The sequence below is a fragment of the Marinobacter sp. OP 3.4 genome, from assembly GCF_036224885.1.
GTDB lineage: Bacteria > Pseudomonadota > Gammaproteobacteria > Pseudomonadales > Oleiphilaceae > Marinobacter.
Genome location: NZ_JAVVLT010000032.1, coordinates 299,492 through 312,551 on the forward strand (window position 1 = coordinate 299,492; position 13,060 = coordinate 312,551).

General features: G+C 61.0%; 11 protein-coding genes. All 11 read right to left on the reverse strand.

The genetic code is table 11. The annotated features are described in order from the left end of the window. Positions 1 to 10: 10 nt before the first annotated feature. The gene (locus tag RO069_RS06620) at positions 11 to 742 is read right to left on the reverse strand and encodes a DUF481 domain-containing protein (RefSeq protein WP_328186147.1); all 732 of its coding nucleotides are present in this window, start codon (positions 740 to 742) and stop codon (positions 11 to 13) included. Positions 743 to 754: 12 nt separating this feature from the next. Further along, a complete protein-coding gene (trhO, locus tag RO069_RS06625; RefSeq protein WP_328186149.1) occupies positions 755 to 1,771 on the reverse strand; it encodes an oxygen-dependent tRNA uridine(34) hydroxylase TrhO in 1,017 nt (338 codons plus the stop codon). A 147-nt stretch (positions 1,772 to 1,918) separates the two neighbouring features. Then, entirely contained in the window at positions 1,919 to 2,641 is a 723-nt protein-coding gene (locus tag RO069_RS06630) for a DsbA family protein (protein WP_328186151.1), read from the reverse strand. A 142-nt stretch (positions 2,642 to 2,783) separates the two neighbouring features. Next, a complete protein-coding gene (locus RO069_RS06635) occupies positions 2,784 to 4,268 on the reverse strand; it encodes a DUF5666 domain-containing protein (RefSeq protein ID WP_328186153.1) in 1,485 nt (494 codons plus the stop codon). Next, positions 4,265 to 5,125, reverse strand: coding sequence for a DUF6502 family protein (locus tag RO069_RS06640; RefSeq protein ID WP_328186155.1), 861 nt, complete (start codon positions 5,123 to 5,125; stop codon positions 4,265 to 4,267). The genes RO069_RS06635 and RO069_RS06640 overlap by 4 nt, the downstream gene beginning before the upstream one ends. Before the next feature lie 76 nt (positions 5,126 to 5,201). Beyond that, positions 5,202 to 6,686 (reverse strand): DUF5666 domain-containing protein, encoded by a 1,485-nt coding sequence (locus RO069_RS06645; RefSeq protein WP_328186157.1) that lies wholly within the window; start codon positions 6,684 to 6,686, stop codon positions 5,202 to 5,204. A 321-nt stretch (positions 6,687 to 7,007) separates the two neighbouring features. Next, entirely contained in the window at positions 7,008 to 7,349 is a 342-nt protein-coding gene (locus tag RO069_RS06650; protein ID WP_328186158.1) for a chaperone modulator CbpM, read from the reverse strand. A 12-nt stretch (positions 7,350 to 7,361) separates the two neighbouring features. Then, a complete protein-coding gene (locus RO069_RS06655) occupies positions 7,362 to 8,315 on the reverse strand; it encodes a DnaJ C-terminal domain-containing protein (RefSeq protein WP_328186160.1) in 954 nt (317 codons plus the stop codon). A gap of 150 nt (positions 8,316 to 8,465) precedes the next feature. Then, positions 8,466 to 8,870 carry a DUF6165 family protein gene (locus RO069_RS06660; protein WP_328186162.1) on the reverse strand — a complete coding sequence of 135 codons (405 nt, stop codon included), beginning with the start codon at positions 8,868 to 8,870 and terminating at the stop codon, positions 8,466 to 8,468. Between the two features lie 90 nt (positions 8,871 to 8,960). Further along, positions 8,961 to 9,887 carry a branched-chain amino acid transaminase gene (locus RO069_RS06665; RefSeq protein WP_328186164.1) on the reverse strand — a complete coding sequence of 309 codons (927 nt, stop codon included), beginning with the start codon at positions 9,885 to 9,887 and terminating at the stop codon, positions 8,961 to 8,963. Between the two features lie 77 nt (positions 9,888 to 9,964). After that, on the reverse strand, positions 9,965 to 12,871 hold the full coding sequence (gene glnE / locus RO069_RS06670; RefSeq protein ID WP_328186166.1) for a bifunctional [glutamate--ammonia ligase]-adenylyl-L-tyrosine phosphorylase/[glutamate--ammonia-ligase] adenylyltransferase: 2,907 nt from the start codon (positions 12,869 to 12,871) through the stop codon (positions 9,965 to 9,967). Positions 12,872 to 13,060 lie beyond the last annotated feature (189 nt).

A 13,060-nucleotide genomic window follows, 5' to 3' on the forward strand; every position in this document is an offset into this window, starting at 1 on the left:
AGCGCGGGACTCAGAACCCGTAAAGAATGGAAACCGATGTCTCGGTATCGGTGCTCTCGGAATCCTGTGGCGGGTCGGACACGTGGGTGACGCGGTAGGCGATTTTCAGGGACAGGTCGCCAACCACGCTGGCCTGGACAGAGGTTTCCGATTCGGTGATGGTGTTGTTGTTCTCGAAACCAAACTCGGTACTGAGTTTCTGGCGGAACAGGGCATTCTCCGACAGGGCGAAATCAAGCTGCCCGGCCAGCCGGCCAATCACCTCTTCCTCATGCCGTTCGCCATCCTCATCCGGCTCGGCAAGCCGGTTATAACGGTAACCGGCACCCGCGGACAGGTCCAGGAAAGACAACTCGTCCAGTTGCCAGACCCGATGGCCATAGCCGGTGGTTGCGGAGGAGCGGAAATCGTAGCCTGAAAACCGGTCGTCCTCGTAATACCCGCGCAGGAAAAAGAAGCTGTTTTCCGAGAACTTGAGATTGGTCTCCGCCTCGCCCCGATACCGCTCGGCGGTGGTTTCGTCCTCGGCTTCGGTGTACGCCGAACGCACCTCGACCAGATTGCGCCAGCGTTCGCCGTCCTCCTTGAGCGCCAGCCGGCCCTTGAGGTTGGTTTCCTCGGTATTGCCCGTGGTGATGAGCACCCCGAGTTCCGCTTCCCCCTGCCAGCCTGCTTCCTGACCGGAAGCAGCCAGGGGGACCGCCGCCAGGATCAGGATGCTTACCGCTCTGCTCAGCTTCATGAATGCTCCGTTTCAGGAATGTGTGCCGGCCGGGGCCTCCCCCTGCGCGCTGAGGGCGGCCTGACGCTCGCGTTCCGCTTTCTTGCGGGCCTTACGCTCGGCAATGATACGCGCCGCCTCGCCACCAACATGAGCCTCGCCACGCTCCCGGGCCAGCTGGATCTGCCGTTCACGTTCCGCGAAGCGGGCCCGCTGCTCGTCGGTCAGACTGTCGATGCACTGGTGGCAGCTCACGCCCTGCTCGTACTCCGGTCGCTGCTTGTCCTGCCCGGTTATCGGACGGCGGCAGGCATGACACTGATCATACTCGCCACGTTCGAGACGGTGGTTGACTGTGACCCGGTCATCAAAGACAAAGCATTCCCCCTGCCACAGGCTGTTCTCTTCCGGCACTTCCTCCAGGTATTTCAGGATGCCGCCCTTGAGGTGGTAGACCTCCTCGAACCCCTGCTCCTTGAGAAAGGCGGTGGATTTCTCGCAGCGGATGCCGCCAGTGCAGAACATGGCGACCTTGCGGTGCTTTTCCGGGTCCAGGTTCTGTTTGACGTAATCGGGGAACTCCCGAAACGTATCCGTGGCGGGATTGACGGCATTGCGGAAGGTTCCGATTTCCACCTCATACTGGTTGCGGGTGTCGATCAGCAGTACCTCCGGGTCGGCAATCAGGTCGTTCCACTCGCCGGGCTCCACATAGGTTCCCACGGTCTGCTTGGGGTCGATGCCCTCGACACCCATGGTGACAATTTCCTTCTTGAGCTTGACCTTGGTGCGCTTGAACGGCTGGATGTCGACAAAGGACTCCTTGTAGTCGATACCCTCAAAGCGCGAATCCCTTGCCAGCCATTCCTTGATGGCGTCAATGCCTTCCCGGCTACCGGCAATGGTGCCATTGATCCCTTCCCGGGCCAGCAGCAACGTGCCGTGTACGTCTTTCGCCAGCATCCGATCCAGCAGTGGCTGGCGGAGTTGGCGGTAATCATCCAGTTCCGCGAACTTGTAGAGTGCGCAGACAACAACCGTCTGGGTCATGGTTTCTCCTTGCGGGCCGGAGCGTAAATCCGGAGCAATAAACGACAACACCGGGGACAGGCCCCGGTGCATTCAATAGCGGGCAGATTCTAACCAATCGCGATGGGAAGGCCAACGGCCATGGCGCGATGGTAACTCAGCGCTCACTCAGTCCTCGCCCAGCTCCCGCTCAACCACGGCGGACAACTGGCCCCAGTGCGGGCTGTTCAGGGGAATATTGTCCACCAGTACCGTGGGCGTACTGGCAACCTTCAACTGCCTGGCCACCTGCCGGCTGTCCTCGATGGCTTCCCGGTGCAGCTCCGACTCCAGGCAGCGGTCAAAACGACGGGTATCCAGCCCCAGGTCACTGGCGTAGCCGGAGAACATCTCACCGGGGTTGTCGCTGGTCTCCCAACGGTTCTGCTCCGCAAAGAGGCGGTCGTGCATGGTCCAGTACTGGTCCTGGTCCCCGGCACACCGCGCGGCCATGGCAGCCCGCACTGAATAGGTGTGCTGGGGCAGCGGCAGGTCGAAGAACACAAAACGGACCTTGCCCGGATCGACATATTCCGTTTTCAGCCGCTGGCTGACATCGGCAAACCGGGCACAGGCGGGGCACTGGTAGTCGGCAAACTCCCTGACCACCACCTCGGCGTCCTCAGGCCCCACCGAAATACCGTAGCGATCAAGTTCAGCGGGAAAGGCCGGTGTATCGGCCGACACATCGGGCAGGCTGTCCGAGTCCGGCGTCGGCGGGCGGGTCATGTAGTACAGGGCGGCGACCACTGCCACCACGACCACAACCAGTCCGATGTAGATAACGGATTTTCCGGAACCCTTGCGGGGCGATGGGCTCCCGGCGCTCTGGCGTCGTTTGGCTTCACCCATGGGCGATCTCCTGATCTCGGTAGCAGACGAACGGTGCGTTTTTCAGAAGCGCTATTGTGAGGCGTTTGGTAAAGGGGAACAACATTCCTTTGCCAGACTCGCGCTTCCTCAAGGAAAAACGGACAGGACGCCGCCAGGATACTCAGTCGTCGTTATCGCTGTCCGTTTCATTCTCGCTTTCGATCTCCTCCGCAATATATTCACCATTCACTTCCCTGTATTCCACTTCGACCCTTTCGCCCTCCAGGTCTGCAAAGGCAAGGCCTTCAAACCCGGTACCGGCATCAACCCGGATCACGGCTCCCAGTATGGTCAGGGTTCTGGTCCCAGGCTCATCGTTCAACGCGGTAACCCGGCCCTCAATCTCATACCCGGAGTCATCCGCCTCGCTCTCGCACTCGATTTCCAGTGCCTCCAGATACCCTCCGTCCGCAGAACGCTGGATACCCGAGACTTCCAACTGGATACGGCCAACATGTTCGGGCCCGAACCGGACCGGACAGGCCTCATCGTCATCATCGCCTCCGCGAATGGTGAAGGCGGTCAGGAGGATCTCGACGCCGCCGGACTGGAGCACATCACTGTCAATGCCATCGAGCCGTCCCTCGAGTTCCGCATCCGTGTCCCGGTACTCAATCTCGTCGGCCCGAAGCGTGAGCACACCATTGTCGTTGATGTAGTCGCCCTCCACCTGCAGCAGTACGCCCGGATTGATGTCCGATGACATCAAATCACCAAACTCAGTGCCTCCGTGGGTAGCCACTGGAATACCATTCAGAGCGAAGCTCCCACTGTCAACTTCCCTGGCGGCAAAGGCCCGGGTCACTACGCCGGCGATCTGCACATCGTCATTCAGCGATGCATCCAGGAAAGCCGATGGGCCGCCGTTACAGATACGACTCACGGTGAACGGGGCTCCGCTGACATACTCACCTTCCACATCCACTGGCATTCCGTCAGCCAGTTGCAGTGGGTCGCAGACCGCTCCCGACAGGATCTGTAATTCCAGCCCATCCACGAAATAACGTTGATTGGGCTCATCGCCGGTGACTGACAGGTTGCCCTCAAGCTCCTCACCGGTGTCCTCCGCTGTAACAGGCCCCACATAACTTGCCCGGAAACGCCCATCCGCCCGCAACCAGCCACTGACACGCAGAGTCTGGCCGACGCTGATCGTCGCCAGGTCCGCCAGCGTGGTCTGTGTCAGCGCATCGAGATTCACCTCGAAGCCCATGACCTCAATGCGCCCCTGCCGGGTTGTCTCATCCCAGGGCTGCGGAATCCCCGTTACCGGCCCGCGCAGAGTGTCATCGTAGCGGACCGAATCGGCTTCACCCTCGCCACTATCCCGCCATTCGCCATGGATCTGCAGGATCATGCCTCTTTCCAGGTCTTCTTCGGTGGAGACGCCGGCTTCTCCCTGAAAGTCGTCCATGCCCAGATTCTCGGTCACAAAGCGGATACCGTTGACAATAACGCTGCCAAAGCCGGATACGGGCCCGACACTCGAACCTGTTCCGCGGATACCGCCTTCGGCGACACTGCCGCCACCCGCGCCGCCACAACTGGCCAGCAACATCGTCAGTGACAGCAGTAACGGTATGGAAACCCGAGATTTCATGTTCATGATGGTCCCTCTCCATCCGGTCCGTTCTGGACAGGCTCTTCGAAATAGAACACGCTGATGCCAGTACGCACGGCCCCTGGGTCATCCCCATGCCCACCGCTCACATCCCGGTCTCGGGGCCCCAGCCAGCCATCGAGCTGTTCCAGGAATTGCTGGGCCTCATGACCCGCCACCTCGCGCCACTGCTCAATGGCTTCTGGTGGAATGTTGTTATAGCTCAGCGTCCGCTGGAAAAGCGGTGATTGTCCCTGCCTGGCGCTCACCAGATTGTAATCGATGGTTGATATCAGGTCGGATACATCTTCGCCGAAGATATGGAGCATCTCGGCATCATCCCCGGCAGGCACATAGGCACGCTTGCGAAGCACCAGCCCTTCAGAGCCTCCGGCGCCCTGGCTGACCACCCCCACCCGCAACAACTCATCCAGTACGGCCTTTGGCGTCATATCACCGCTGTACAGCCGAACCAGTTCACTGAAGCTGGCATTGCCCTCGAGTGGCAGCACCGAGGGGCGGCCTTCCGCATCCTGGAAACGGGTATCGTGCACCCAACCGGCAACCACCCGGGAGGCACGGTTGCCCTGGCGACTCTCCCGCGGCTGTAGTGGCTGGCCGGACAGTATTTCACGCTGCCGCTTGACCTCCTTGCGGGTCAGTCCGGTGAGTACCGCCGCCCGGGAGTCGGTCATTTTTCTGCGCTGGTCCCTGAAGTCTTCCAGTGCAGCCTCCACATACGCTCGCCGCATCAGCTCGGCAAAATCGCCAAATGGAATGCCATTGCGAAGAAGCAGACGGGCCAGTGGCCGAAGGATCCGGTAAAGGGCCCGGTGCAACGGGGTCGGGGTATGATCGGTCATGTTTGGGATTGTATTCCCATCACAGGGGAAACTGCCAGAGAGGGGCCGTGACCGGCCCCTCAATTACCCGCCTGGCTCAGTCATCGTCGTCATCGTCTTCGATATCGATCTCAGTGATGATATAGCTGCCGCCGGATCCCCCGAATTCGATTTCAACCAGGGTATCCGCGGAGATTCCGCCAAAGCTGGCACTGCCCCGGTTCAGGGTCAGCCCCATAATGCTGAGGGTGTCACCGGAAATCTCATCCACCCGGCCTTTCACTTCGAAGTCGCTGTTGTCGTCATCATCACGCTCGATTCTGAAGGCTTCCAGAAAACTGCCGGAGCTGTCGGACCGCTGACGCCCCTCGATTTCCACATACTGTCCCTGCGACAGGGACTCAAGGTCCTGGGTACGTCTACGGGCATCATCGTCATCATCGTCGTCTTCGATGAGGGAATTGACGGTAATGGCCACTGCCACACCGGACACCTGCATCCTGTTTTCCGCAAGATTGACGGAATCGATTACACCTTCCAGTTCCGCATCGCCGTCCCGGGGCTCAATTTCCTCGGCCGCAAGCAGGCCATCGCGATACCTGCCTTCCACTTTCACATACAGACCATCAGCCAGCTGGCTCTCGCGGAGACCATCATCAAATTCGGTATCGCCGGTGACCTGAACCGTCACACCATTGAGCGTAAATCGCCGGGCGCCCGCATCGTAGTCACCCACGATCGCGCCGGACAACTCCACGTCATCGTCGTCATCGAACCAGTCGTCGTCCCCTTCGATTTCCCGGGCGATCAACACGCCGTCACTGAGATAACCCTCGACCTCCACGACCAGGCCATTGCGGAGATCGTCGGCCCCCTCCAGGTCGTCATCGAATTCAGCCAACCCATAGTCCACCTGTAATCCATTGATGGTGAACGTCCGGGCCTCACGGTCCAGATCAGCGATGACACCCTCGACCTCTGTTTCGAGCTCATCATCATCGGTGAAACGGTCACCGATCGGGCGGATACCCACGAAGCTTGCCCGGAAGCTGCCGTCCCCCTGACGCCAGGCACTGACACGGACGCGGTAGTTCCCCGGTGCCCCGGACACGGTGGCGAGATCAGCGCCACTCCTGATCACGGTACGCCCATCCAGAACCACGGTCTGGCCAGCCACGGTCAACGAGCCGGTATTCTCGACATCGTCCCAGCTAAACGCCGTCAGGGCACCGCGAAGGGTGTCGTCGTACTCCACACTGCGGGCGCGGCCTTCATTCAGGTCATCGTCCCAGTCGGCCTTCACCAGAAGGATCATGCCTTTTTCCAGTTCGCTTTCCAGGGCGAGGCCGTCATCGCTGGTGATGCTGCCGCCCAGGTCGTCGGTATTGAAATAGGTTCCGTTGACGTAAACGCTGCCAAAACCGGATACCGGCCCTACGCTGGTGCCACTGGCCGAAGTGCTGCTATCACCAGAACCACCGCTCGAACCGGAGCCACCGCCTCCGCCGCAGGCGGCCAGGGAGCCCGCGAGCGCTCCGATCATCAGGGCCTTTACTGCCATTGTCAGCTTATTGCGTTCCATTATTCTCTCCACCGGTCTCGAGGTTGTTTTGCTTACCAGGCAGTACCGCCGAACCCGCCCTGCAGTTTGGGATTATTTTCCCATGCGTTATTGGGATTTTATTCCCAAAAAATAAAATGTCCAGCCATGGGACATGAACCTTTTGTTAACCTGGTATTCCCGGCGCTTTAACGCGCTGAACACACAATCCATCGGAAAGAACGACGCTGGGATTGCTAAAAGTCGGTCGAGGAAAACAGGGAAAGGCGAGAAAACTCACCAGGGTCTGGAGCCCCGGAGGAGTGGGGATTGACGGGGCCCGCACCGGCCCCGGGGTATCAGTCAGTGCGACACAAAGCCGTGCAACAGGCGATTCAGACGGTCCACTTCCCGACGCATGTCCTGGAGTTCGTCCAGCAGGTCCAGTGACATGGCAAGCCCGGGCAGGTTGATCTTCAGGTCCCGCTGCAGTCGTTGGGCCTTGCGCAGACGGGCCAGGGCCTGCAGGTCAAAGGCCCAGTCACGGGTATCGCCACTTTCCTCAACCGGCGCGATGATACCGTAACTCACCAGCTTGATGACAAACTCGGCATGGCATTCGCCACGCTCGCAGAACTCCCTCAGGGTGAAGGTGCCTTCCGCATCTTCAAGCTCAACGCTGACAATCGTTTCCGTGGTTTTCATCCTGCCCCCCTGTCAAACGTGCAGCTTCTGGCGTGGATTGAAGTGACTCTCCTCCTCGGCCAACTTTTCATACAATGAACGCGCTTCATGACTGTGTTGTTCCGGCATAACCACCTGCAGCACCACAATCTGATCCCCCGGATGCTTACCGGGCAGCCCCTTGCCCTTGAGGCGCAACCTGCGTCCGCTGTTGGAGCCCGGGGGGACCTTGAGCTTCACCTTGCCACCCACCGTAGGCACAGTCACCGTGGCGCCAAGTGCGGCCTCCCATGGCGCTACCGGAACGGTGATCAACAGGTCCCGACCCTCCACGGTAAAGTGCGGGTGGGGGGCCAACTCCACCTCAATAAACAGATCGCCATCGGGGCCACCGCCAATGCCGGGCGAGCCCTGCCCCTTGAGCCGGATATGCTGGCCCTCCTTCATGCCCGCCGGTATCTTCACCTTCAGGTTTTTCGGGCGGGCGATCATCCGACCGCGGTCGTCAAACTCATGGACAGTGTAGCTCAGCTGCTTTTCACAGCCATGAAAGGCTTCCTCAAGGAACAGCGCCACCCGGGCGTGGACATCCTCCCCCCGGCTGCGCATGGTCTGCTGGCGGAAGCCACCGCCAAAGCCACGGCCACCACCGAAGATCTCCTCGAAGAAATCACTGAACTGCCGGGCGTCGGCATCGGTGTAACCACCCCCGCCAAAGCCGGACGCACTCTGCCAGCCGGGCGGTGGTTCGAAGGAGCCGTCTTTCCGGGCGCCGTATTTGCGAAGCTCGTCGTACTCGGCCCGTTTTTCCGGGTCCTTGAGCACTTCGTAGGCTTCGCCCACATCCTTGAACCTGGCGTCCGCATCCGATTCCTTGCTGACATCCGGATGGTATTTCCGTGCCAGCTTGCGGTAGGCCTTCTTGATCTCCTCCGGGGTGGCAGACTCACTTACCCCGAGTACGGCATAGTAGTCCTTGAAGTCCATGTAACCCCTCGCTTGTGCTCAACCACGGTTTCTACCGTTCTATAGTTGACGCAAACGGAGAAATTACAAGTCGGTACAGGAAGGGAAATTGACGGGGATCAGGTTCGCCCCTTGCCGGCGACGGGACACGGGCAAGGGGCAGATAGCGGGTTACTTCCTGGCGGTGTAGTCCTGGTAGGACTTCTCTTCCACGAAACGGGACCCCAGGGCCAGGTTAACGTCCTTCTTGATGGCGGCGCGTTTGTCGTTGGTCACATAGACCGCGCGGGCCAGCTCGATAAAACGGTCACCGAAGTCCTGCGCCGCTTCCTGGTCGCGGATGTCATCCTCGATCTCCCAGAGCTGCTCGTTCACCGACTTGAGCTGGGCGCGCAGATCGGCAATGGCGGACTGGTCCGGCACCGCTTCATTCCAGGTGGCGGTCAGTTCATCCAGTTCCAGGCGCACGTTCCTGACCTTGGCCTCATCCTGGATGCGTTCGGACTTGATTTCCAGGATGGTGATCTTGTCCAGCACTTCTCCGAAGGACACGGGAACCTTGATAACGTCTGCCATGATGATTTTTCCTGTCGAATCAGGTTGGAAACCATAAAGCCGCCGCGCTGTTGACCAGCAGACGGCGGCTCGTGTGTCACGCTGGCGCGATCAGCCCTGGACGGGGGTCAGCCAGTCGCTGTGCTCGGGCAGTTTGCCCTTGACGGCATCGAAGTACCGGCTCTGCAGCTTCTCGGTCAGCGGACCGCGCTTGCCCTCGCCGATGATCCGGCCGTCCAGTTCGCGGATGGGCAGTACTTCCGCTGCGGTGCCGGTGAAGAAGGCCTCTTCGGCGATGTAAACCTCGTCCCGGGTGATACGACGCTCCTTCACCGGAATGCCCTCATCCTTGCAGAAGTCGAGGATGGTCTGGCGGGTGATGCCTTCCAGGCAGGAGGTCAGTTCCGGGGTGTGCAGCACACCATCACGGTAGATGAAGATGTTCTCGCCGGAGCCCTCCGCCACGTAGCCTTCGTTATCCAGCAGCAGGGCTTCTTCCGCACCACCGGAGATGGCTTCGTTCAGGGCCAGCATGGAGTTGATGTAGTTGCCGTTGGCCTTCGCCTTGCACATGGTGATGTTGACGTGGTGCCGGGTATAGGACGACGTGCGTACCTTGATGCCCAGTTCCTTGGCCTCCGGCGACATGTAGGAGGGCCAGCTCCAGGCCGCCACCATCACGTGCACCTGCAGGTTGTCGGCCCGCAGGCCCATCCCCTCGGAGCCCAGGAACACCATCGGACGGATATAGGCTTCGTCCAGGTTGTTTTCCCGCACCGCGCGGCGCTGGGCCTCGTTGAGCTGCGCCTTGGTGAAGGGCATCTTCAGGTTCAGGATATGGGCGGAGCGGAACAGGCGATCGGTGTGATCCTCCAGCCGGAAAATGGCCGGGCCCCGGTCGGTGCTGTAGGCCCGCACGCCCTCGAAACAGCCCAGACCATAGTGGAGGGTATGGGTAAGGACATGGGTCTTGGCATCGCGCCAGGGAACCATCTCTCCATCCAGCCAGATCAGGCCATCACGATCTGCCATCGACATTGTTGCTGCTCCTGGAAAAGGTTTTTCGGAAAAACGGCAGTTTATCAGGAAAAATCCCCGAACAGAAGTGTAGGATGCTAACCATAGCGACCATCCAGCATTACCTGCTGCCACATGTGTCGTACATACTCCCGCTCCTGGGGAAACGCATCCCCCGCCACCTGGCTGTTGAGGTTCTGCAGGGCCCGCCGGTGGATAGTGGAGCGCAGGGTAATGAAGGTTTCCCGCAGTTTCTCCGTATCTTCCCCGGGCAGCACGCCGGCACGGCCCAGCTCTTCAAGCTGGCGGATATTGTCGGACCACTGGGTCAGTTCCGGATGGGCCTCGCTGCAGGCCAGCATCAGGTACTGCACCAGGAACTCGATATCCACCAGGCCGCCGGTGTCGTGCTTGATGTGGAAGACCTTGTTCTGTTTTGATTCCGGGGTACCCAGGCTGGCCCGCATCTTCTCGCGCATCTCCACCACGTCGTTGCGCAACCGGTCCCGGTCACGGTGCTGGCAGAGGATGTCGTGCCGCAGACTCTCGAAGGCCTCCAGCGTACGGGGACAGCCGGCCACGCCCCGGGCCAGGGCCTGATGCTCCCAGGTCCAGGCATCGTTGCGCTGGTACTTTTCGAACGCCGGCAGGGTACTCACCAGCAGACCGGAGTTGCCGGACGGCCGCAGGCGCATGTCCACCTCATAGAGCTGGCCCGACGGTGTCTGGGTATTGAGGATATGGACGATACGCTGCCCCAGACGGGTATAGAAAACGGCATTATCAATGGGCCTGTCACCGTCGGTGGCCAGCTCCGGGTCGGCATCGTGCACGAACACCAGATCCAGGTCCGAGGTATAGCCCAGCTCAAGCCCGCCCAGCTTGCCATAGCCGATAATGGCAAAATCCTTGTCGCAGGCGGAACCATCCGACCGCAGCGGGTAACCGTGACGGCTCACCAGGTTGGCGAAGGCCACATCCACCACATGGTCCAGCACCACCTCGGCGATCCAGGTCAGGTAATCGCTCACTTTCATCAGCGGCAGTGTGCCTCGCAGCTCCGAGGCCGCCACCCGCAGGATGTGGGCCTTCTTGAAATGCCGCAGCGACTCCATCTGCTCTTCCAGGTCCTCATAGGGAATCCGCAGCATCTGCTGGCGCAGGTCGTCCTCCAGCTCCGCCTTGGCCGGCGGGTGGTAGAGGCTTTCCGCGTTCAGCAGTTCGTCCAGCAGCAGCGGCGTTTCCGCGAGCTGGCGGGCAATCCAGGGGCTTTCACTGCACAGGCGCACCAACTGGGCCCGGGCCCCGGGGTTTTCCAGCAACAGCACCATGTAGGCGGTACGGCGCAGGATGGCCTCCACCAGTTGCAGCACCCGGGACAGGGTTTCCGACGGCTGCTCCACATGGCCAAGGGCCTCCAGCAGCACCGGCATGAACTGGTTGAGGCGTTGCCGTCCCTGGGTCTGCATGATCTGGACGGTGCGGCTGTCCCGCAACTCATCCAGCAGGGCGAGGCTGGCCTTCGGATCCTCGAACTGGTGGCTGTCGAGCCACTGGATGGCGGCCTGGTCGTCCATTTCCGCCAGCCAGAGTTCGTGCCAGCCCTCGTCCAGGTCGGAGGCTTCCTCGTCGTCCTCGTCCAGGGCGATGATATCCGCGAAATGGCGGGAGACCCGTGCCCGGTGCTGGTCGAGTGCCTCCAGGCACGATGCCCAGTCCTCGAAGCCCATGATCAGTGCCACCCGGGCCTGCCCCAACTCGTCGTCCGGCAGCAACTGGGTCTGTTTGTCCTCCATGCCCTGAAGGGCATGTTCCAGGTTACGCAGGAACACATAGGCTTCCCGCAGCTCCACCACCACTGGCGAGGGCAGCAGTTCCAGTTCCTCCAGCTCCCGGAGGATGGCCAGCAGTTCCCGCTGCTGCAGCTCCCGGTCGCGACCACCACGGATGAGCTGGAACGCCTGCACCACAAACTCGATCTCGCGGATGCCACCGCCGCCCAGCTTGATGTTGTTCTCCAGCCCCTGGCGCCGGACCTCCCGGTTGATCATGGCCTTCATGGAACGTAGTGACTCGAAGGCGCTGAAGTCGATGTACTTGCGGTAGACAAAGGGGCGCAGGCTTTCCATCAGCACTCCACCCGCGTCGGGGTCGCCAGCCACCACTCGGGCCTTGACCATGGCATAACGCTCCCACTCACGGCCCTGGTCCTGGTAGTAGGTTTCCAGGGCGGCAAAGCTCAGGGCCAGGGCGCCACTCTGGCCATACGGTCGCAGGCGCATGTCCACCCGGAACACGAAGCCATCGGCGGTGATCTGGTCCAGGGCCTGGATCAATTTCTGGCCCAGGCGGATAAAGAACTGCTGATTGTCCAGGGAGCGGCGACCTCCCCGGGTCTCGCCCTTGCCCGGGAAGGCGAAGATCAGGTCAATGTCCGAGGAAATATTGAGCTCATGCCCACCCAGCTTGCCCATTCCCAGCACGATCAGGGGTTGCGGTGTCTCCTCCCCGGTCACCGGGTCGGTGCCGTAGGGGGTGCCCAGTTCCTCGCAGGCGCGGGGATACAGCCAGTCCAGCGCCGCCTGGATGCCGATATCGGCGAAGTCACTGGCCGCCGCCACGGTCTCGTGGTAGTCCGCCAGTTTCATGGCGTCCCGCCAGATCATGCGGAACTGGCTTTCCCGCCGGAAACGCCGCAGGGCCCGATGCAACGAGGGCTCGTCGGTAACATCGGCCAGGTACTGCTGCCAGCGTTGCCGCAGGCTGTCCTCCGTGGTCGGCTGGTTCAGGGGATGCGCTTCCACCGCTTCGCGGACCAGGTCGCCGTGCCGTTGCAGGGTCTCCCTAAGGAACGGGCTGCGGGCCATGGCACCGGCCAGGTCCGCTTCCCCCAGGCCGACGGACTCGTCGGCCCAGGCAGGCACGCCCTCCGGAAACACATGCCGCCAGGCGCCGGACACCTCATCCGCCAGTACTGCCGGCAGACCGCTCCACGGCTCTGTCATAACGCAACCCCCTGTATCTCTGTTATATTCAGTGGTGAGTCCCTGAATAAATCCTGGTGCGGGCAAGGCTGGCCAGGGTTTATTCAGGGGCTCCTTTACTGTATACGGAAGGAGCCCTCGCACAAGCCCCGGTTCCGGGGACGATAACAGGGTCCTCGTGTCCATCCCACAGGAGCTGCCGGGAATCCA

What these genes read in the sequence shown, in the direction of transcription:
- trhO (WP_328186149.1), bottom strand. Translation starts at nt 1,771, where the DNA reads ATGACCCAGACGGTTGTTGTCTGCGCACTCTACAAGTTCGCGGAACTG.
- RO069_RS06660 (WP_328186162.1), bottom strand. Translation starts at nt 8,870, where the DNA reads ATGGCAGACGTTATCAAGGTTCCCGTGTCCTTCGGAGAAGTGCTGGAC.
- RO069_RS06665 (WP_328186164.1), bottom strand. Translation starts at nt 9,887, where the DNA reads ATGTCGATGGCAGATCGTGATGGCCTGATCTGGCTGGATGGAGAGATG.
- glnE (WP_328186166.1), bottom strand. Translation starts at nt 12,871, where the DNA reads ATGACAGAGCCGTGGAGCGGTCTGCCGGCAGTACTGGCGGATGAGGTG.
- RO069_RS06650 (WP_328186158.1), bottom strand. Translation starts at nt 7,349, where the DNA reads ATGAAAACCACGGAAACGATTGTCAGCGTTGAGCTTGAAGATGCGGAA.
- RO069_RS06620 (WP_328186147.1), bottom strand. Translation starts at nt 742, where the DNA reads ATGAAGCTGAGCAGAGCGGTAAGCATCCTGATCCTGGCGGCGGTCCCC.
- RO069_RS06630 (WP_328186151.1), bottom strand. Translation starts at nt 2,641, where the DNA reads ATGGGTGAAGCCAAACGACGCCAGAGCGCCGGGAGCCCATCGCCCCGC.
- RO069_RS06640 (WP_328186155.1), bottom strand. Translation starts at nt 5,125, where the DNA reads ATGACCGATCATACCCCGACCCCGTTGCACCGGGCCCTTTACCGGATC.
- RO069_RS06655 (WP_328186160.1), bottom strand. Translation starts at nt 8,315, where the DNA reads ATGGACTTCAAGGACTACTATGCCGTACTCGGGGTAAGTGAGTCTGCC.
- RO069_RS06635 (WP_328186153.1), bottom strand. Translation starts at nt 4,268, where the DNA reads ATGAACATGAAATCTCGGGTTTCCATACCGTTACTGCTGTCACTGACG.
- RO069_RS06645 (WP_328186157.1), bottom strand. Translation starts at nt 6,686, where the DNA reads ATGGAACGCAATAAGCTGACAATGGCAGTAAAGGCCCTGATGATCGGA.